The organism is Devosia sp. FKR38, from assembly GCF_005222805.1.
GTDB lineage: Bacteria > Pseudomonadota > Alphaproteobacteria > Rhizobiales > Devosiaceae > Devosia.
Map to the genome: position 1 here is coordinate 2,170,263 of NZ_STGC01000005.1, position 18,263 is coordinate 2,188,525.

Genomic DNA, 18,263 nt, shown 5'->3' on the forward strand with positions numbered 1-18,263 from the left:
GCACCATGAACCCCATCGACGCCCTCGAACGCCCGATCCGCCTGACCGCGCGCGACGTCACCGTGCATTATGGTGCCAAGCAGGCCCTGCACGGCATCTCGATCGACATCCCCGATCGCGCCGTCACCTCCTTCATCGGACCCTCGGGCTGCGGCAAGTCCACCTTCCTGCGCTGCATCAATCGCATGAACGACACCATTGAGGGCGCCAAGGTCGGCGGCACCATCAAGCTGGACGGCGACGACATCTACGATCCCAATCTGGACGTGGTGGAACTGCGCGCCCGCATCGGCATGGTCTTCCAGAAGCCCAATCCCTTCCCCAAGTCGATCTATGAGAACGTCGCCTACGGCCCCAAGATCCATGGCCTGGCCCGGTCCAAGACCGACATGGACGAGATCGTCGTGTCCTCCCTGCGCAAGGCGGGCCTGTTCGAAGAGGTCAAGGACCGTCTCAACGAACCCGGCACCGGCCTCTCCGGTGGTCAGCAGCAGCGCCTGTGCATTGCCCGCGCCATTGCCGTTGGCCCCGAGGTCATCCTGATGGACGAGCCCTGCTCGGCCCTGGACCCCATCGCCACCGCCATCATCGAAGAGCTGATCGACGAGCTGCGCGAGAACTACACCATCGTCATCGTCACCCACTCCATGCAGCAGGCGGCGCGCGTCAGCCAGCGCACGGCCTTCTTCCACCTGGGCAATCTGATCGAGGAAGGCGTCACCGAAGACATCTTCACCAATCCGGTCAACAAGCAGACCCAGGACTATATCATGGGCCGTATCGGCTAATCGCCGCGCCCCGGCACGGTCCAGAGGAAACAGCATGACACCCGACCACATCGTATCTTCCTACAATGACGAACTGACCGCGCTGGCCCAGACCATTGCCGAAATGGGTGGCGAGGTTGAAGTGGCCATCGAGAATGGCACCAAGGCCCTGCTCACGCTTGATCGCGAGCTGGCCGATGTCACCATCATTGCCGATCAGCGCATCGACGACATGCAGCGCAAGATCGACGACATGGCCGTCTCCATGATCGCCCGTCGCCAGCCCATGGCCTCGGATCTGCGCGCCATCGTCACCGCCATCCACGTCGCCGCCGATCTCGAGCGCGTCGGCGACATGGCCAAGCAGCTGGCCCGCCGCTCGCTCAAGCTCGACGGCATGAGCCTGCAGCCCACCTTCTACAATGGCGTCAAGAACATGACTGCCCTGGTGCTGCGCCAGATCAAGGAATCGCTGAACGCCTATTCCAACCGTGATGCCCAGGGCGCCATTGAGGTCTGCAACCGCGATGACGAGGTCGATGCCATGCACACCTCGCTGTTCCGCGAACTGCTCACCTATATGATGGAAGACCCGCGCAACATCACGCCCTGCACCCATCTGCTGTTCTGCGCCAAGAGCCTGGAACGCATCGGCGATCACGCCACCAATATCGCCGAGCGCGCCTACTATTTGCAGACCGGCAAGCAGCTGTCGACCGATGTCGAAGAACTGCAGCGGACACAGATCAAGGTCTAGTCGATGCCAGCCACCATTCTCGTCGTCGAGGACGAAGGCGATATTGCCATCCTCCTGCGCTACAATCTGGAGGCCGAGGGCTTTCGCGTCGTCACCGCAGAAACCGGCGACGAGGCCACCCACGCCATCCAAGACAAGCTGCCCGATCTGATCCTGCTCGACTGGATGCTGCCGGAAATCTCCGGCATCGAGATCTGCCGCCGCCTGCGCGCGCGCGAGGAAACCGCCCGCGTGCCGATCATCATGCTCACCGCCCGCGGTGAGGAAGAAGAGCGCGTGCGCGGCCTGGCCACCGGCGCCGACGATTATGTGGTCAAGCCCTTCTCGGTGCCCGAGCTGGTCGCCCGCATCCACGCCCTGCTGCGCCGGTCCAATCCCAATCTGGTCACCGCCGCCCTCAAGGTCGGCGACCTCGAGCTCGACCGCACCACCCACCGCGTCCGCCGCGCCACCCGCGACGTGCACCTGGGCCCCACCGAATACCGCCTGCTCGAATATCTCATGCGCCATCCCGGCCGCGTCTATTCGCGCGAGCAATTGCTCGATGGCGTCTGGGGCAATGACGTCTATGTCGACGAGCGCACCGTGGACGTCCACATCGGCCGCCTGCGCCGCGCCATCAACCGCGGCCGCGAAACCGACCCGATCCGCACCGTCCGCGGCGCCGGCTACGCCTTCGACGAACGGTTTGCCCAGGTGGCGTGAGATCGGTCTCTTTTCAGCCTACCCCCTCCCGACCTCCCCCTGAAGGGGGAGGAGCAGCGCAGTGCTTGCCTTGATTGGCGCCCCCACCACCACGCGGTCCCTCCCCCTTCAGGCGGAGGTTAGGTGGGGGCATTGCACCAGCCCCTATTCCTCGGTGATTTCATTGCCATTCTTGAGAACCACGCCACCCCGAGGCTGTGTGATCAGATAGGCAGGCGCTTCCGGGCTCGCATGTCGCGTGACTTGCGTGCCCCGAATGGTGCGCGTGGTCTTTTCCGTAAAGACCTGCTCGATGCGTCCATGGGCCCAATGCGCGCCCCAGCGCCATTTGACATTCGTACCGATCTGCAAATGCGCCATGCTCATGTCCTCACTCTGGAGGACTACGCCAATAACCCAATTGGCTGCAATTGCCATCGGTTCTGGAGTTGCCACCCGGCTGAAAGCGGACGCCTCGCGCAGGTGGAGGTAATGGCGACATCGGGGTGGTTTGCGGACTGGCGGCTTTTGGCTGGCTATTCAGGTAGAGCTGCCTTGGATCAGGTTATTTGTCGGACGGGTTGCCTGACGATGACTTTTCGGTTCGCGGGTGCCACGCGATTGAAGTCATCAAGATAGATCTCATGATAGGGACCCGCTGGCTCAAGCCCCTCTTGCGGCAAGTAATCGCCATAGAGGCCCGTCAGCACGGTTTGGAGCTCGTCTATCGGCCCAACATGGAGATATTGAACGCACGTCCCCTCTGCGACCGCTTCCCAACGGGGAGCAGTTGCCTCTTCTAAATTGGAACGCATCTCAAGAACTGAGGCATCTAGTCGCTCCGCGTCAGCCCAAACCGGAAGTGTTATCTGAACGCGCCAATTCCATTTATCTCTACGGCCAGCGGCAAGATCATTCATGTCTTCAGCCCAATACAGGATTTCCAAGGGCGCTTCGACAAACGCCTTGCCCGTACGTTCTCGCGCCTCACGTCTGATCGGATAGATGGCGGTATAGAGCGCCTTCACCGCGGCACCCACGATTTGTTCATTGGGAATGCCTGCGCCATCGAGAATGGCGAATGGCAGCAAGGGAACATCTACTTGACTGAAATCGCCTTTCTTGGGGGCGTAAAGCGCGGCGAGCAAAGCCCGGTCTTGCGTCAAATCGATCATTCCATTGGTGCCCATGGCTTGCTCCTCATGTAATTCAGGGTGGTGGTGATCCACATGCGCTCGGCGGCCAGTTGGCCCGCAGAGAAATCGAAAAGAACCTCGACATGATCGGGCATGGGCTGTCGCTGCCGCCTCAGAACTTCAATGCGCTCGACTTCGGCGTCTATGGATGCTTTGCGCTGTTCCAGACCCTCCAAAGCTGCGTCACGTGTCAGCACAGGCCAGTGTGTCATCCCCAACAACAACGATGAAAATGTGGGACGGAAAGTCGCCAGTGCGGTCTTGGTCTGGTCAAGCAGCGCGTCACGTCCAATCGCCGTGATTGAGAAGACCTTCCGCGCCTTGGCCCCAGCAGCGACCTCGGCCTTTACAAGCCCGGCCCTTTCCAGCTTGCCCAGCACGAAATAGATCGATGAGAACCCAATCGGGGTCCACTCGCGCATTCCGCGCGTTTCGATGACCTGCTCCAGCTCATATCCATGCCTGGGCATCTCGGACACGAGACCGAGGAGCATGAGTTCGGCATCTGTAAGGGTCACACTCAACATATTCTAGTACTAGAATATAGAACCTAAATTGGCAAGTCCCAAAATCAGCGGGGCGCCAACATCCGTATATGGCAGCTATTGGGCTGGCGATTTCAGAGGCCTTACGACCGCAACGGCGTCGGTTTCGCCCGGTAGTTTTGAGGTGGGTAGCCTCCAGTCAGCGTCTGGAGAATTGGTGGCCAAAGCGCCAACTTACGATCGCGTAGTTCATCGCCACAATAGGTTAACCACCGAAGGCAATGCGGATCGTAAATATTTGACACATAGACAATAATTCGCGCCTGTAGCAGCAGAATGGGAGATGACAATGAACCGCGAAGCGCTGATCGCTCAGGCTGAGGGTTTCGCCGGCATTGCCGTCGCCATAATGTGTTCCGTTGGTGTAGTCCACGGTTTTGAACACGCCATGAAGCCAACAGTCTTGTTGTGTACAGCGGCCATTGCAGTGGTTGCGCTGTGTATCAATGCGCTCACAACGGAAAAACCCTCAGGCGCTATCATTGCGAACCCTGCAGCGTCCATCTCTCCAAAACGTGCGGTGCTGATGGCAGGCGGACTACTGCTCTTTGGATTCGCCATTTGGGCTCTCGGACTGGTGTAGTCGCTCAGCAGAAGGGCGAGCGACTACACCAGTGTCCGCCTTCGCGAAGCGTCACGCCGATGATAGCGACCGCAATGGGGTCGCAACCAGCCCCCTTGGCCAGACACGCCCCGCCCTCAAACCTCCGGCGTTTCCCGCAGTGGCATGTCGTCTTCGCGCGGCACAGTCTGGCGCTCGATCATGCGATGCACATGCGGCGGTCCCTCGCCGCGATGCAGCAGGCGCAGCGCGCTGGTGTTCTCGGCGTCCGCCTTGGTGCGCCGCAGATTGTGCCGCACATAGTCCACCCAGGTGGGCACGTGATAGCTCTCCACCCATAGGTCCGGCTGTTCCAGATCGCGCAGCAGCGCCCATTGCCGCGCCCCATCACGCAAGCGGATCTGCCGCCGGTCGGTCATCAGCGCCAGGAACTTGGGGATGTCGCCCTGCGCGATGCGATAATCCACCATCACCATGATCGGCCCGCTGCGCGGCGTCATGTCCAGCTGCAGCACCGGCTCGTTGAAGGTGTTGAGCGGGTTGAGGTCACGCTGCTCAAACTGCGGCAGCGGCAGGCGCAGGCCCAACAGCGCACAGCCGACCAGCACCAGCGCCACCAGCACCAGCGTCCAGTCCGGCCCCACGCCGTCGGCGCTCATGCCCCAGATCCAGCTGCCGACCGCCATGCCGCCAAACGTCGCCGTCTGATAGAGCGACAGCGCCCGGCCCACCACCCAGCGCGGCGACGACAGCTGGATCGACACATTGAACAGGCTCAGCGACATCACCCAGCAGGCGCCCGCCGGCACCAGCACCAGATGGCTCAGCACGCCATCGCGACTGAACCCCAGCCCGACACAGGCCAGGGCAAACACCAGGCAGGCGATCCGCACGATGCGCTCATTGCTATAGCGCTCCCGCGCCCAGCCATTGAGATAGGCGCCGACGATCGCGCCGAGCCCGAAACAGCCCAGCATGGTGCCATAGACCATGGCGCCGCCGCCAACATAGTCGCGCGAAATGCTCGGCAGCAGCGCCAGCACGGCAATGGCGGCAAAGCCGAACAGGAAGCCGCGCAGCAGCACAATGGTCAGATTGGGCGACAGTGACACATAGCGGATGCCGGCCAGGATCGCGCTGCCGAAGCTCTCGCGCGGCAGGCGGCTGGGCGCATAGTCAGGCTTCCAGCGGATCAGCGCCGCCACCAGCGGCACATAGCTCACCGCATTGAGCGCAAAGGCCGCCGCCGCGCCGGCCAGCGCCACGATCAGCCCGCCCACCGCCGGGCCGACGCTGCGCATCATGTTAAAGCCCATCGAATTGAGCGTCACCGCGCCGGGCAGATCCTCGCGCGGCACGATATCGCCCATCGAGGCCTGCCAGCTGGGGTTGAACAGCGCCGTGCCCGAGCCGATCAGAAAGGTGAACACCAGCAGCAGCCAGGGCGTCAGCAGCCCTATCAGCCCCAGCGCCGCCAGCAGCAGCGACACCACGGCCATGCCGATCTGGGCGATGATCATCACAATGCGGCGGTCAAAATTATCCGCCAGCGCCCCAGCGGCAATGGAAAACACCATGATGGGCAGCGTCGAGGACGCCTGCACCAGCGCCACCATATTGTGCGAACTGGTCAGCGTGGTCATCATCCAGCCCGCGCCCACCGACTGCACCAAACCACCCAGGTTCGACACCAGCGTCGCCAGCCACAGCAGCCGGAAGGTCTCGTGCCGGAACGGCGCCAGCACCGATGCCCGCTCGCCCATCATCACGCCTCACATCACGTCAACCACTCGCCCCTCTTGGGCCTGTCGCTCCGCTTTGACAAGTCCGCGGCGGCAATCGCTTCTGTCTAGACGATCACATCCTCGTCCGTCGCCAGGATGCGTGCGATCACGCCCAGCGCCCGCGCCAGCGTTGCCCGCGGCGGCGCCATCAGACACAGCCGGATCCCCGCCACCGGCACATCGCCCACCTGCGTCGCCGATGGCGGCGTCAGCCGCACCCCGGCCTCGCTGGCCCGGCGCGCCACCTGTTCGGCGCGCAGCGGCGCCATCGGCAGCCAGACATGCGGCGCCCCATCCGGCATCAGCAAAGCCCCAAGCCCCAGAATCTCCTGCGCCATGTCCAGCCGCAGCTTGGCCTCGGCCCGCAGCGCCGTCATCGCCGTATCGGCCAGCCCGCATTCGATCATCGCCGCCGCCACTTCCGCCACATAGGGCGGCAGGCCCCAGCCCTCGGCCCGCAACCGCTTGCGCACCGCCGGCATCTGCGCCGCCGGCGGCGCCAGCACGCCCACCCGCACCAGCGGCGTCAGGCTCTTGGAGAGGCTGGTGACGAAATACACGCGCTCGGGCGCCATGGCCTTGTAGCTCGGCCCGCCCTTGCCGGCGTAAAAGCCATAGATGTCGTCTTCGACGATCATCGCATCATGCCGCGCGGCCACGGCCAGCAAGGCCCGTCGTCGCCCCGGCCCGGTCTCAAAGCCCAGCGGGTTCTGGCACACCGGCGTCGTATAGATCGTGCGCGCACCGCTGACGATGAGTTCCCGCTCCAGCGCCTCGGGCACCATGCCCTCGCCATCCACCGCCACCGGCAGCATGCGCATGCCCAAGCTCGCCACCGCGGCCAGCGCGCCCGGATAGGTCGCCGTCTCGGTCACGATCAGGGTCGATTGCGCACGCTGCTCGGCAAAGGCCAGGTGCAGCCCCTGCTGCGCGCCATTGCACAGCACGATCTCGTCGGCCGCCAGCGGCGTGCGATGCGTGCTGAGCCATCCCGCCAGCACACTGCGCTGCCGCTCGGTGCCGGTCAGGTCGACATAGCCGCCATTGGGCAGGGCCAGCGCCTGCCGATTGGCGATGGCACTGGCCGCCGCCATCTGCGCCAGGCTGATCACCGGCGTCGGCGCATTGATCGACATGTCCACCGGCCCGGCCTCGTCGCCCGTGCCGTCGCTGCGGTCGAGCACAAAAGTGCCGCGCCCGATCTCGCCACGCACCACGCCGCGCGCGCTCAGCGCATCGATCGCCCGCGTCACGCTGCCGATCGATACCGAGAATTGCTGCGCCAACTGGCGATGCGTCGGCAGCCGCGCCCCGACCGGGTATTGCCCGGCCGCAATCGCCGCCTCCACCGCCGCCGCGACCCGCTCATGCAGCGGCAGATCGTCGTCCGCCAGCTGCATTGTATTGGTCAGTTCAAGAATTGTATCATTCATACGGCAGACACTAGCACAGCGCGCGCCCGGCCTGTAGAGGCCGCGCGGCCTTGTCACCATGTGAGCAAAGCGTGATGATTTCGGTCAGCCCTTTGCTAACGCTTGGCGGCAATGCGATGGGACGTTTCGTCTGCCGTGCGAAAGGCAAAGCCCTCGTCGGCCCAACCGGTGATCCCGCCGATCATAAGCTTCACCGGACGCCCCAGCCGCGCCAGCTTCAGCGCCGCCTGGTCGGCGCCATTGCAATGCGGCCCGGCGCAATACACCACAAACAGCGTATCTTCCGGCCATTCAGCCATGCGCTCCGCCGTGATCTGCCGGTGCGGCAGGTGCAGCGCGCCCGGCACATGCCGCCGGGCAAAGGCCTCCGGCGCGCCCACCACATGCAGCAGCACGAAGTCGACATCGCCCGCCGTCAGCGCCGCATGCACATCGGCACAGTCGGTCTCAAGCGCCAGCCGCTGCGCGAAATGCGCTTCGGCCACAGCCGACGGCGCGGCCGGATAGTCGGTTACAAAGCTCATCGTCTGCCTTTCTCCCCGCCCCCACCGGGCAGGCTATACTGGTGTCACATGTAGCGTCGGGCGGGATCATTTTGCCAAATCTGCCAGCGGAAGGGCCCTTATCCCCCCGCTGACAGCGCGCACATTGCGCGAAGGCACAAACAAGGTCAATAGAGTTGACATAACAATTATTCGGTGTTTGTATCTGTCGTATTGATACACGGTGATACAAAATGACACCAGCCGATTTTCGCCTCTCCGCCCGCGCCCTGGCACTCAAGGCTTCCGAAATCCGCGAACTGCTCAAGCTGGTCGGCAAGCCCTCGATGATTTCCTTTGCCGGCGGCATTCCCGATCCGGCGCTGTTCAATCTGGGCCTGTTTCAGGCCGCCTGCCACGAGGCCTTTGGCGGCCCGCAGGTCGCCCGCGAGGCGCTGCAATATTCCACCACCGAAGGCTATCTGCCGCTACGCCAGTGGATTGCCAGCCACATGCAGTCGCTCGGCGTGCCGGCCGGCGCCGACAATGTGCTTGTGACCACCGGCTCGCAGCAGGCGCTTGATCTCATTGGCAAATTGCTGATCGATCCGGGCAGCACCGTGCTCACTGCCCGCCCCACCTATCTGGGCGCGCTGCAGTCCTTCTCGGCCTATCAGCCCCGCTTTGCCCAGCTCGATGCGCCCCAGGCCGCCGGCGACGATGCCCCGCGCCTGGTCTATGTCATGCCCGATTTCGCCAATCCCACCGGCCAGTCCATGTCCCGCGCCGCCCGCAGCCGGGCGCTCGATCAGGCGCAGTTGGCCAATGCCGTCATCGTCGAAGATGCCGCCTATACCGCCCTGCGCTATGATGGCGAGCCGCTGCCGTCAATCGCTGCCCTCGACGCCGCGGCAACGGGCAGCATCGAGGCCACCCGCACGCTTTATTGCGGCAGCTTCTCCAAGACGTTAGCCCCCGGCATGCGCGTTGGCTGGATCTGCGGCCCCACCGCGCTCATCCGCAAGCTCACCATGCTCAAGCAGGGCGCAGACCTGCACACCGCCACGGTCAACCAGATGGTCATCCACCATGTCGCCGCCGCCGGCTTTGATGATCAGGTCCAGCGCATCCGCGCCGTCTATCGCAGCCGCCGCGACGCCATGCTGGCCGCCCTCACCCGCTATGCCGTACCGGGCATGAGCTGGTCGCGCCCCGAGGGCGGCATGTTCATCTGGCTCGAACTGCCCGGCCATATCGACGCGGCCCAGCTGCTGCAGCGCGCCATTCGCGCCGATGTCGCCTTCGTCCCCGGCGGCGCCTTCTTCCCCGATGGCACCGGCCGCAACACCCTGCGCCTCAGCTTCGCCCTCTGCGACGAGGCCCGCATCGAAGTGGGCATTTTCAAGCTCTGCGAGCTGATCGGCCACACCGCCATGGCCAAGGCAGCCAACGCCTGAGCCCAGACAAAAGCGGCCCCGGGGTTCACCCGGGGCCGCCAGTATTGTGAAACCTTGCCCGGCGCTTAGCCGGCCGCGGTATAGGCCGTCTTGACCACAGTGAAGAACTCGGCCGCATACTTGCCCTGCTCGCGCGGGCCATAGCTGGAGCCCTTGCGGCCGCCAAACGGCACGTGGAAGTCGACGCCCGCCGTCGGCACATTGACCATCACCATGCCGGCTTCGGCATTGCGCTTGAAGTGCGTGGCGTACTTGAGCGAGGTCGTCACGATGCCGGCGCTGAGACCAAACTCGGTGTCATTGGCCGTTGCCAGCGCCTCTTCATAGTCCTTCACCTTGATCACAGCCGCCACCGGCCCGAAGATTTCTTCGCGGGCGATGCGCATCTGGTTGGTAACGCCGGTGAACAGCGCCGGCTGCAGGAAGTAGCCTTCCGTCGGCGCATTGACGCGGTGGCCGCCGGCGCGCAACTCGGCGCCTTCATCCTGGCCGATGCCGATATAGTCCATGTCCTGCTTGAGCTGGCTGGGGTCAACCACCGGCCCGATTTCGGTATTGCTGTCCATGGCATCGCCGACGCGCAGGTTCTTGGTGCGCTCGCACAGCGCATCGACGAACTTGTCGTGAATGCCTTCGGTCACGATGACACGGCTCGAGGCCGTGCAGCGCTGGCCGGTCGAGAAGAAGGCCGACTGTGCAACAGTTTCCACCGCCACCTTGAGGTCGGCGTCATCGAGCACGACGGTGGGGTTCTTGCCGCCCATTTCGAGCTGGAACTTGCGGCCGACCTCGATCGAGGCGGCGGCAACGCGCTTGCCGGTGCCCACCGAGCCGGTGAAGGTAATGGCGGTGACGTCCTTGCTGTCCAGCATGGTCTGGCCCACCACCGAGCCCTTGCCCATCACCAGGTTCAGCACGCCCTTGGGCAGGCCGGCGCGGACGAGGATATCGACAATCGCCCAGGTTGAGCCGGGCACGAGATCGGCCGGCTTGATCACCACAGTATTGCCATAGGCCAGCGCCGGAGCAATCTTCCAGGTTGGGATGGCGATGGGGAAGTTCCACGGCGTGATGATGCCGATCACCCCGATCGGCTCGCGCGTGATTTCCACGCCCACGCCGGGGCGCACGCTCGGCAGCACTTCGCCGGCCAGGCGCAGCACTTCACCGGCAAAGAAGTCAAAGATTTGTGCCGCGCGCGTCACTTCGCCAATACCTTCGGGCAGGGTCTTGCCCTCTTCGCGGCTCAGCAGCGCGCCCAGTTCGGCCTTGCGCGCCAGGATTTCCTGGCTGGCCTTGGACAGGATCGCATGGCGTTCGAGAATGCCCGAGCGCGACCAGGCCGGGAACGCGGCCTTGGCGGCAGCAATCGCCTGCTTGGTCTCTTCAGCGGTGGCGCGGGCATAAACGCCCACCACTTCGCTGGTGTTGGACGGGTTGATGTTCTCGATGCCGTCCGAGCCGACCCATTCCCCGTCGATCAGGTTCTTGTGCAGTTCAGCCATGTGGTATGCCTTTCGGGTGAATGGTTTTGTTTAGAGAAGGTCGGCCTTGGCCAGGTCGCGCAGCAGATGGCTGGCGCCATAAGTCCAGGGCGGACAATGGGTGGACAGGTTCACCCTGTTAGATAGGGTGCCCAGCGCCGATGTCGAGATGGTGACGGTGTCGCCCAGCTTGTGGGTGAAGCCCTTGCCGGCGCCGCCACGGTCCTTCACCGGCGCAAACATGGTGCCCAGATAGAGCACCAGACCGTCCGGATATTGGTGATGCCCGCCGATGGTCGCCGCCACCAACGATTCCGGCGTGCGCGAGATCTGGCTCATGGAGGAATGGCCGTCCAGCTCAAAGCCGTCCTCGCCCTCCACGCGCAGCGCAATCTCGGCCTGCTTGACCGTTGCCAGCGTGAACTCGCCATCGAACAGCCGCACGAACGGCCCCAGCGAGGCCGAGGCATTGTTGTCCTTGGCCTTGCCGAGCAGAAGCGCCGAACGCCCTTCCACATCGCGCAGATTGACGTCATTGCCCAGCGTTGCGCCGATGATGGCGCCTGCGCTGGTCACCAGCAGCGCCACTTCCGGCTCGGGATTGTTCCAGCTCGACACCGGATGCAGGCCCACTTCGGCGCCATAGCCCACCGAGCTCATCGGCTGGCCCTTGGTGAAGATCTCGGCGTCCGGGCCAATGCCCACTTCCAGATACTGGCTCCACACGCCCTTGGCGATCAGCGCCGCCTTGACGCGCATGGCCGTTTCTGAGCCTGGCACCAGCTCGCTCAGATCAGTGCCGATCAGCGTCAGGATTTCCCCGCGCAGCGCGTCTGCACGCGACTTATCCCCGCGGGCCTGTTCTTCGATTACTCTCTCCAGCAGCGACACCACAAAGGTGACGCCGGACGCCTTGATGGCTTGAAGATCGATGGGAGAGAGCAGACTGGGCAATGCGGCATCGTGATCAGCGGCGACACTGTTGGCCATGATTGTATCGGTCGCCCCGACAATTGTACCAGCAGCGGTCCGCACATGCTCGGCGGCGCGACCGCTCTCGGCGATGTCGCGCACCGTGGCCATGCCCTTGATCGTGATATCGACCAGATTGCCGTCGCGAACGGTCACCACACGCGGATGATCATGACCGGGAATACGGGCGCGCCCCACAAGGAGGCCGTCCGGATAGTGCCTGTTGCCCATGCTCTGCCCCTCAATTGTCTGCGCTGTGACTAGCGCACCGCCAACCGGGCACGCAAGGCCTACGAAGGTCATAAATCATACTTTTGATGGAAAATGATCCACAGCCCCGTTCAAGTCCGGTTCATCTGTGCCGCATTACTGACGCATTGGGTGGGAAGAAAGTCCCCCACCGATCTTCGGAGTTTTCAATGCGCCCTATTGCTTTCCTGATCCCCTTTGCCCTGCTGGCCGGCGTTTCACTGCCCGCCTTTGCCGGCACCATCTCCATTGACGGGCGTGGTGAGATCACCGCGGCGCCCGACATGGCCCAGATCAACTCCGGCGTCACCACCCAGGGGGCCACGGCCCGTGAGGCGCTTGACGCCAATACCGCCGCCATGGCCGCACTGATCGAGAGCCTCAAGCAGGCCGGCATCGAGTCCCGCGACATCCAGACCTCGGGCTTTGCCGTCAATCCGAACTATGTCTATTCCGACGCCCGCGACGCCAATGGCTATTCCCAGCCGCCCAAGATCGATGGCTACCAGGTCAGCAACACCGTGACGGTCACCGTGCGCAAGCTGGCCGACCTCGGCGCGATCCTGGATACCTCGGTCACCGTGGGCGCCAACACAGTCAATGGCGTCACCTTCGCCGTCGCCGATCCCACCGAACTGCTCAACGAAGCCCGCAAGGCGGCCTTCGCCGATGCGCGCACCAAGGCCGAGCTTTATGCCACGGCCGCCGGCAGCAGCCTCGAGGACATCGTGTCGATTTCTGAGAGCCAGGGGTTCAATGGGCCGCAGCCAGCCCCCATGTATGCCCGGGCCGAGATGTCCGACGCCGCCAAGGTGCCGGTCGAAGCCGGCGAAATGAGTTTCGCGATCAATGTCACCGTTCAGTGGGAACTGGCTGACACCAGCAAATAAACGTTCCAATACCCCTCTTTGAGGGGGCTTGGGCGGTGGGGGCGGTCCTCCGTAGTCACCCGTCCCCACCAACCGAATTCTATCCGGCCAGAACCTTCCAGACCATGTTCAGGCCCACCACCACCAGAAACGCCGCGAACACATATTTCAGCGTCTTCTGGTCGAGCCGATGCGCCAGGCGCGCGCCCAACGGGGCAAATAGCGCCGCAAGCACCGCCACCAGCAGCAGCGCCACCAAATTGATATAGCCAATGCTGAGCGGCGGCAGCCCCGCCACGCCCCAGCCCGAAATGGCAAAGCTCAGCGTGCCCGACAGCGCGATGGCCACGCCGATGGCCGCCGATGTCCCCACCGCCGCATGCATCGTCGCGCCAAACGCCACCAGCGTGGGTACACTCAGCGAACCGCCGCCGATCCCCATCAGCGCCGAGATATAACCCACCACAAAGGCGGCGATCCGATGCGTCAGCGCTGAACCGCGCAGATGGCCCATCAGCCGCGTCTGGAAGGCGAACACGATATTGGCCGCAATCACAAAGGCCATCACGGCAAACACGATGCGCAGCACATCGCCCGAGAACAGCCCAGCCATCAGCCCACCGATGAAGGTGCCGGTCACGATGAACGGCACCCAGAGCCACAATGTCTTGCTGTCGAGCGACCCGCGTTTCCAATGCGCACGCGCACTGGCGAGCCCCGTCGGAATGATGATGGCCAGCGACGTGCCCACGGCCACATGCTGCACCACATCGCTGTCATAGCCGAGCACAGAGAGAGCCAGCGACAGCGCCGGCACGATGATCGCCCCGCCGCCAATACCCAGCAGCCCCGCCGCCAGGCCCGAGGCCACCCCGGTCACCATCAACCCCAGCACAAAGGGCCAATAGCCGGCCAAGACGCCCCAATCCATCAGCGATCCCCGATCACATGCAGCACCACAGTGCGCTGGTGCGGGCGCGTCCGGTGTTCGAACAGATAAAGCCCCTGCCAGGTGCCGAACACCGGCACGCCCTCGCTGATCGGAATGCCGATCGAGGTCTGCGTCAGCGCCGCCTTGATATGGGCCGGCATGTCATCCGGCCCTTCCGTGGTGTGAACCAACCAGTCCATGCCCTCGGGCACCAGCCGTCCGAAGAAGCCTTCGAGGTCGGTCTGCACATCGCTGTCGGCATTTTCCTGGATCAGCAGCGAGCACGATGTGTGCCGCACATAGACCGTCAGCAATCCCGTCGCGATATCGTTCTGCGCCACAAAGGCCCGCACCGGCCGTGTGATTTCGTAAAGCCCCTGCCCGCGGGTGGGTATGATCAGATTATCGATAGCCTGTTGCATGCCCCGGCCTAGCACGAACCCGCCGCCCCTCGCCAGCGTGCGGCGGCACTGATGGACCCCACCGCCGCATTCGTGCCATGTTCGCACCGCCTCTTGTGGTCATGCCCAAATCGTCTCGCGTATAAACCTCATACGCAACAATATCTTACGGAAGACGCAAACCTTCTCCGCCCTGACAGCCCCATTCACACTGTGTTCAGGCGGCGACCACGATGGTCGGCTCAATGCCAATCCAAGCAAGGATAACAACAATGCGCCTTAGAAACTGGCTTCTCACCGGCACCAGCATCGGCATGCTCGCCATGCTCCCGGTCGCCGCACATGCCCAGGATGGCGAGCTGATCGCCGTCTACCAGGAATTCACCACGGCCCAGGCCAGCGGCGATGCGGACGCAACAGCCGCAGCCCAGGCCAAGCTGACCGAAGCCTGTATCGTGTATGGCTATGCCAGCTTCGAGGAATGCGTTGCCGCGCTTGAGGCCGCAGTTGCCGCTGCTGCTGCCGAACCTGCGCCTGCCGAGCCCGAACCGGCAGTCGAGCCTGCTCCTGAGCCTGAACCAGCCCCGGTCGTCGAGCCAGCGCCCGAACCCGCGCCGGCCATCGACATTACCGCTGATCTTCAGGCCCAGGTCGACGCCTATAACGCTGCAGTCGCCGACATTGAGGCCGGTGGTGATCGCAACGCCGCGCTCGGTCAGATCGCCAGCGCCCAGGATGGCATGGCTCAGCTCTGCGCCAACGCCGGCTATGGCAGCCTGGATGAATGCTTGGCCACCTACGGCCTCGGCCTCGCTGCCATTCCCCCCGAGCCCGCCCCTGAACCCGTAGCAGCACCCGAACCGGCACCGGAGCCAGCCCCTGTTGTCGAGCCCACGCCCGAGCCCGCTCCAGCTGTCGACATCACTGCCGATCTCCAGGCCCAGGTCGATGCCTATAACGCGGCCGTGGCCGACATCGAGGCCGGTGGCGACCGCAATGCAGCGCTGGCGCAGATCGCCAGCGCCCAGGACGGCATGAGCCAGCTCTGCGCCAATGACGGCTATGGCAGCCTTGAGGAATGCCTGGCCGATTATGGCATGGCGCTGTCCGAGGTTCCCGCCGAGCAGGCCACCGAGGTCGCCCCGGAGCCCGCGCCCCAGGCTGATCCTGCGGTCGACATTACCGCTGATCTCCAGGCCCAGGTTGACGCCTATAACGCTGCCGTGGCCGACATCGAGGCCGGTGGCGACCGCAATGCAGCGCTGGCGCAGATCGCCAGCGCCCAGGACAGCATGACCCAGCTCTGCACCAACGATGGCTATGGCAGCCTTGAGGAATGCCTGTCCGACTACAGCATGGCGCTGTCTGAAGTTCCTGCCGAGCAGGCCCCTGCCGTCGATCCGGCCGCCAATGCCACCGTCGACCCTGCTCCGGTCGAGGTTGATCCCACTCTGGACATCACCGCCGACCTCCAGGTCCAGGTCGATGCCTATAATGCAGCTGTGGCCGATATGATGGCTGGCGGCGACATGGCCGCTTCCCAGGCCCGCATGGCCGAAGCCGAGCAGGCTATCGCTGCCCTCTGCGCCCAGGTCGGCGAGACTGACGTCACCACCTGCCTGTCCAACTACGGCCTCGCCCTGCCGACCGTCCCCAACATGGGCCAGCCTGACCCGGCCATCGCCCCGGCCGTTGTTGACCCGACCCAGCCGGTCGAAATCATCCAGGATCTGCCCCAGGGCATCACCCAGGAACAGGTTGCGCCCGTGCTCGATAGCGCCAAGGATCCGGCCCAGCCGGTCGCTGGCGACGCCCAGGTCGCTCCGGTTGCCGAAGCCCCGGCCGAGCCGGCCCCCACCACCGACGCCGATGCGCAGTCGCGTTTCCAGGCCATGGAAGCGGTTGCCCCTGTCGCCGAAGAACAGGGCGTCATGGTTCAGGCCACCGCGCTTGAGCCCCAGGTCGTGCCGCAGAACGTGACGATCATCAACCAGACCAATGTGATCAACAACACGGTCAACAACACCACCAACAATACGACCAACAACACGGTCAACAACAACACCACCATCAACAACGTCATCGTCGACAATTCGCAGACCAATATCGGCCAGCAGAACAATGTCGCCATCAACCAGACGACGGTGCAGCCGCTCGACCCCGGCCAGGCCATCACCCAGGTGATCCTGCAGGTCGGCACCCAGCTGATCGTCAATTCCGTCGGCCAGGACACCGACCGCTTCTACAACGCCCAGGAAGACGAGATCTTCTACGAAAACCTGAGCAATGGCCGTGTCCGCGAGACCATCACCCGTCCTGATGGCAGCCAGATCATCACCGTGCGCAATCGCAACGGCGATATCCTGCGTCGCTCGCGCATCGATGCCGATGGCCGTGAATATGTGCTGGCCTACTTCGATGACCGCTACGACACCGACCTCGACACCTGGCGCGATCCGGGCCTCGACCTGCCGCCGCTGCGTCTCAACATTCCGGTGCGTGACTATGTGCTGGATGCCGAATATGCCGACGAACGCCAAGTCCAGGTGTTCTTCGAGCAGCCGCCGGTCGAGCAGGTCGCCCGTCTGTATTCCATCGACGAGGTCAAGCGCTCTGCCCGTATTCGTGACAGCGTGCGCAAGCTCGAAGTCGGCGGCCTGACCTTCGACTCCGGCCGGGCCACCATCGGCCGCGACCAGGTCGGTTCGCTCTCCACTGTTGCCAACGCCATGCTCGAACTGCTGGCGCGCAACCCGGGCGAAACCTTCCTCATCGAAGGTCACACAGATGCCGTGGGTTCGGAGATCTCCAACCTGCAGCTCTCCGATCTGCGCGCCGCAACGGTTGCGCGTATCCTGACCGATTTCTACGGCGTGCCGCCGGAAAACCTGGCCACCCAGGGCTATGGCGAGCGCTACCTCAAGATCCGCACCGAACAGGGCGAACGTGAGAACCGTCGCGTCACCATCCGCCGCATCACGCCGCTGATCACGGTCGCCAATACCCGCTAAGCGACCGATCAGCCGCACACTCTTGGGCCGGGCTTTCAAGCCCGGCCTTTTGTTTTTGCCGCATTGGGCCGCCCTGCCACCTTGCCAGCGGCGCAGGAATTGCTATTTCAACGTCACCCTGTGCCGGAGCACCCCATGAAGAAGCTGGAAGTTTTCATCGAGAGCATCATCCTGGCCTCGCGTTGGCTGCTGGTGGTGTTCTACATCGGCCTGGGCCTGGCGCTGGCGCTCTATGCCATCAGCTTCGGCGTCAAGCTGTGGGACTTCGCCAGCCACATGATCGGCATGGACGAGACCCAGACCATCCTCAAGGTGCTGGGCCTGATTGACGCCGCCCTGATCGCAAGCCTGGTCGTCATGGTCATCATCTCGGGCTACGAGAACTTCGTCTCGCGTTTCGACAATGAGGACGATGTGCACTGGCTCGGCCAGATCGACGCCGGCTCGCTCAAGATCAAGGTCGCCTCCACCATCGTGGCGATCTCCTCGATCCACCTGCTGCAGGTCTTTCTCAACGTACCCAAATATGTCGACAACCAGATCATGTGGTACACGATCCTGCACATCACCTTCATTGCCTCGGCGCTCTTCCTGGCCCTGATCGACCGCATCTCCAAAAAGCCCGGCAAGGACAAGACGCCCGACATCTAGCACCGCGCCCGCGTCAAAGCGCCCCTCC

Annotated in this window: 18 protein-coding genes; 8 read left to right on the top strand and 10 right to left on the bottom strand. The window is 63.8% G+C overall.

Translation table 11 applies throughout. The features are described 5' to 3' along the window. Positions 1-5: 5 nt before the first annotated feature. Genes pstB through phoB form a run of 3 tightly spaced genes read left to right on the top strand, consistent with a single transcriptional unit; the run spans position 6 to position 2,229 of the window. The gene (pstB, locus tag E8M79_RS15475; protein ID WP_248305075.1) at positions 6-788 is read left to right on the top strand and encodes a phosphate ABC transporter ATP-binding protein PstB; all 783 of its coding nucleotides are present in this window, start codon (positions 6-8) and stop codon (positions 786-788) included. A gap of 34 nt (positions 789-822) precedes the next feature. Beyond that, the gene (gene phoU, locus E8M79_RS15480; RefSeq protein ID WP_137152753.1) at positions 823-1,524 is read left to right on the top strand and encodes a phosphate signaling complex protein PhoU; all 702 of its coding nucleotides are present in this window, start codon (positions 823-825) and stop codon (positions 1,522-1,524) included. 3 nt (positions 1,525-1,527) lie between these two features. Next, the gene (gene phoB / locus E8M79_RS15485) at positions 1,528-2,229 is read left to right on the top strand and encodes a phosphate regulon transcriptional regulator PhoB (protein WP_137152754.1); all 702 of its coding nucleotides are present in this window, start codon (positions 1,528-1,530) and stop codon (positions 2,227-2,229) included. A 144-nt stretch (positions 2,230-2,373) separates the two neighbouring features. Here phoB and E8M79_RS15490 read toward each other — a convergent pair whose 3' ends face one another. The 3 genes from E8M79_RS15490 to E8M79_RS15500 all read right to left on the bottom strand — a co-directional run bounded on the left by E8M79_RS15490 (position 2,374) and on the right by E8M79_RS15500 (position 3,931). Next, positions 2,374-2,595 (bottom strand): DUF2945 domain-containing protein, encoded by a 222-nt coding sequence (locus tag E8M79_RS15490; protein WP_248305014.1) that lies wholly within the window; start codon positions 2,593-2,595, stop codon positions 2,374-2,376. A gap of 173 nt (positions 2,596-2,768) precedes the next feature. After that, the gene (locus E8M79_RS15495) at positions 2,769-3,398 is read right to left on the bottom strand and encodes a GyrI-like domain-containing protein (protein ID WP_205747920.1); all 630 of its coding nucleotides are present in this window, start codon (positions 3,396-3,398) and stop codon (positions 2,769-2,771) included. Then, positions 3,380-3,931, bottom strand: coding sequence for a PadR family transcriptional regulator (locus E8M79_RS15500; RefSeq protein WP_171015886.1), 552 nt, complete (start codon positions 3,929-3,931; stop codon positions 3,380-3,382). The genes E8M79_RS15495 and E8M79_RS15500 overlap by 19 nt, the downstream gene beginning before the upstream one ends. 307 nt (positions 3,932-4,238) lie before the next feature. Here E8M79_RS15500 and E8M79_RS15505 point away from each other — a divergent pair, with 307 nt between their 5' ends. Continuing rightward, positions 4,239-4,532 carry a hypothetical protein gene (locus E8M79_RS15505; protein WP_137152755.1) on the top strand — a complete coding sequence of 98 codons (294 nt, stop codon included), beginning with the start codon at positions 4,239-4,241 and terminating at the stop codon, positions 4,530-4,532. A gap of 116 nt (positions 4,533-4,648) precedes the next feature. Here E8M79_RS15505 and E8M79_RS15510 read toward each other — a convergent pair whose 3' ends face one another. The 3 genes from E8M79_RS15510 to E8M79_RS15520 form a co-directional block, all read right to left on the bottom strand. Beyond that, entirely contained in the window at positions 4,649-6,274 is a 1,626-nt protein-coding gene (locus E8M79_RS15510) for an MFS transporter (protein WP_137152756.1), read from the bottom strand. An 86-nt stretch (positions 6,275-6,360) separates the two neighbouring features. Further along, positions 6,361-7,728, bottom strand: a complete 1,368-nt coding sequence (locus E8M79_RS15515) for a PLP-dependent aminotransferase family protein (RefSeq protein WP_171015887.1) — start codon at positions 7,726-7,728, stop codon at positions 6,361-6,363. 95 nt (positions 7,729-7,823) lie between these two features. After that, entirely contained in the window at positions 7,824-8,252 is a 429-nt protein-coding gene (locus tag E8M79_RS15520) for a rhodanese-like domain-containing protein (RefSeq protein WP_137152758.1), read from the bottom strand. A 212-nt stretch (positions 8,253-8,464) separates the two neighbouring features. Between E8M79_RS15520 and E8M79_RS15525 the strand changes: the two genes are divergently transcribed. After that, positions 8,465-9,667, top strand: a complete 1,203-nt coding sequence (locus E8M79_RS15525; RefSeq protein WP_137152759.1) for a PLP-dependent aminotransferase family protein — start codon at positions 8,465-8,467, stop codon at positions 9,665-9,667. A gap of 65 nt (positions 9,668-9,732) precedes the next feature. On the opposite strand, the gene E8M79_RS15530 is transcribed toward E8M79_RS15525, so the two are convergent. Continuing rightward, positions 9,733-11,172: an aldehyde dehydrogenase family protein gene (locus E8M79_RS15530; RefSeq protein ID WP_137152760.1), complete on the bottom strand. Its 1,440-nt coding sequence runs from the start codon at positions 11,170-11,172 to the stop codon at positions 9,733-9,735. 30 nt (positions 11,173-11,202) lie between these two features. Then, a complete protein-coding gene (locus tag E8M79_RS15535) occupies positions 11,203-12,354 on the bottom strand; it encodes a fumarylacetoacetate hydrolase family protein (RefSeq protein ID WP_137152761.1) in 1,152 nt (383 codons plus the stop codon). Between the two features lie 188 nt (positions 12,355-12,542). Between E8M79_RS15535 and E8M79_RS15540 the strand changes: the two genes are divergently transcribed. Next, entirely contained in the window at positions 12,543-13,262 is a 720-nt protein-coding gene (locus tag E8M79_RS15540; protein ID WP_171015888.1) for an SIMPL domain-containing protein, read from the top strand. Between the two features lie 79 nt (positions 13,263-13,341). On the opposite strand, the gene E8M79_RS15545 is transcribed toward E8M79_RS15540, so the two are convergent. Continuing rightward, positions 13,342-14,172, bottom strand: coding sequence for a sulfite exporter TauE/SafE family protein (locus E8M79_RS15545; RefSeq protein WP_137152763.1), 831 nt, complete (start codon positions 14,170-14,172; stop codon positions 13,342-13,344). Further along, the gene (locus tag E8M79_RS15550; protein WP_137152764.1) at positions 14,172-14,594 is read right to left on the bottom strand and encodes a secondary thiamine-phosphate synthase enzyme YjbQ; all 423 of its coding nucleotides are present in this window, start codon (positions 14,592-14,594) and stop codon (positions 14,172-14,174) included. Before E8M79_RS15550 ends, E8M79_RS15545 begins: the two co-directional genes overlap by 1 nt. 251 nt (positions 14,595-14,845) lie before the next feature. On the opposite strand from E8M79_RS15550, the gene E8M79_RS18490 reads away from it, so the two are divergent. Together E8M79_RS18490 and E8M79_RS15560 are read left to right on the top strand one after the other, a co-directional pair. Beyond that, positions 14,846-17,584 (top strand): OmpA family protein, encoded by a 2,739-nt coding sequence (locus E8M79_RS18490; protein WP_248305015.1) that lies wholly within the window; start codon positions 14,846-14,848, stop codon positions 17,582-17,584. Between the two features lie 135 nt (positions 17,585-17,719). Further along, positions 17,720-18,235: a TIGR00645 family protein gene (locus E8M79_RS15560; RefSeq protein WP_137152765.1), complete on the top strand. Its 516-nt coding sequence runs from the start codon at positions 17,720-17,722 to the stop codon at positions 18,233-18,235. The last annotated feature ends 28 nt before the right edge of the window (positions 18,236-18,263 follow it).

What these genes read in the sequence shown, in the direction of transcription:
- phoB (WP_137152754.1), top strand. Translation starts at nt 1,528, where the DNA reads ATGCCAGCCACCATTCTCGTCGTCGAGGACGAAGGCGATATTGCCATC.
- E8M79_RS15500 (WP_171015886.1), bottom strand. Translation starts at nt 3,931, where the DNA reads ATGTTGAGTGTGACCCTTACAGATGCCGAACTCATGCTCCTCGGTCTC.
- E8M79_RS18490 (WP_248305015.1), top strand. Translation starts at nt 14,846, where the DNA reads ATGCGCCTTAGAAACTGGCTTCTCACCGGCACCAGCATCGGCATGCTC.
- E8M79_RS15495 (WP_205747920.1), bottom strand. Translation starts at nt 3,398, where the DNA reads ATGGGCACCAATGGAATGATCGATTTGACGCAAGACCGGGCTTTGCTC.
- E8M79_RS15515 (WP_171015887.1), bottom strand. Translation starts at nt 7,728, where the DNA reads ATGAATGATACAATTCTTGAACTGACCAATACAATGCAGCTGGCGGAC.
- pstB (WP_248305075.1), top strand. Translation starts at nt 6, where the DNA reads ATGAACCCCATCGACGCCCTCGAACGCCCGATCCGCCTGACCGCGCGC.
- E8M79_RS15505 (WP_137152755.1), top strand. Translation starts at nt 4,239, where the DNA reads ATGAACCGCGAAGCGCTGATCGCTCAGGCTGAGGGTTTCGCCGGCATT.
- E8M79_RS15510 (WP_137152756.1), bottom strand. Translation starts at nt 6,274, where the DNA reads ATGGGCGAGCGGGCATCGGTGCTGGCGCCGTTCCGGCACGAGACCTTC.
- E8M79_RS15560 (WP_137152765.1), top strand. Translation starts at nt 17,720, where the DNA reads ATGAAGAAGCTGGAAGTTTTCATCGAGAGCATCATCCTGGCCTCGCGT.
- E8M79_RS15525 (WP_137152759.1), top strand. Translation starts at nt 8,465, where the DNA reads ATGACACCAGCCGATTTTCGCCTCTCCGCCCGCGCCCTGGCACTCAAG.
- E8M79_RS15550 (WP_137152764.1), bottom strand. Translation starts at nt 14,594, where the DNA reads ATGCAACAGGCTATCGATAATCTGATCATACCCACCCGCGGGCAGGGG.
- E8M79_RS15540 (WP_171015888.1), top strand. Translation starts at nt 12,543, where the DNA reads ATGCGCCCTATTGCTTTCCTGATCCCCTTTGCCCTGCTGGCCGGCGTT.
- E8M79_RS15530 (WP_137152760.1), bottom strand. Translation starts at nt 11,172, where the DNA reads ATGGCTGAACTGCACAAGAACCTGATCGACGGGGAATGGGTCGGCTCG.
- E8M79_RS15545 (WP_137152763.1), bottom strand. Translation starts at nt 14,172, where the DNA reads ATGGATTGGGGCGTCTTGGCCGGCTATTGGCCCTTTGTGCTGGGGTTG.
- E8M79_RS15520 (WP_137152758.1), bottom strand. Translation starts at nt 8,252, where the DNA reads ATGAGCTTTGTAACCGACTATCCGGCCGCGCCGTCGGCTGTGGCCGAA.
- E8M79_RS15490 (WP_248305014.1), bottom strand. Translation starts at nt 2,595, where the DNA reads ATGAGCATGGCGCATTTGCAGATCGGTACGAATGTCAAATGGCGCTGG.
- phoU (WP_137152753.1), top strand. Translation starts at nt 823, where the DNA reads ATGACACCCGACCACATCGTATCTTCCTACAATGACGAACTGACCGCG.
- E8M79_RS15535 (WP_137152761.1), bottom strand. Translation starts at nt 12,354, where the DNA reads ATGGGCAACAGGCACTATCCGGACGGCCTCCTTGTGGGGCGCGCCCGT.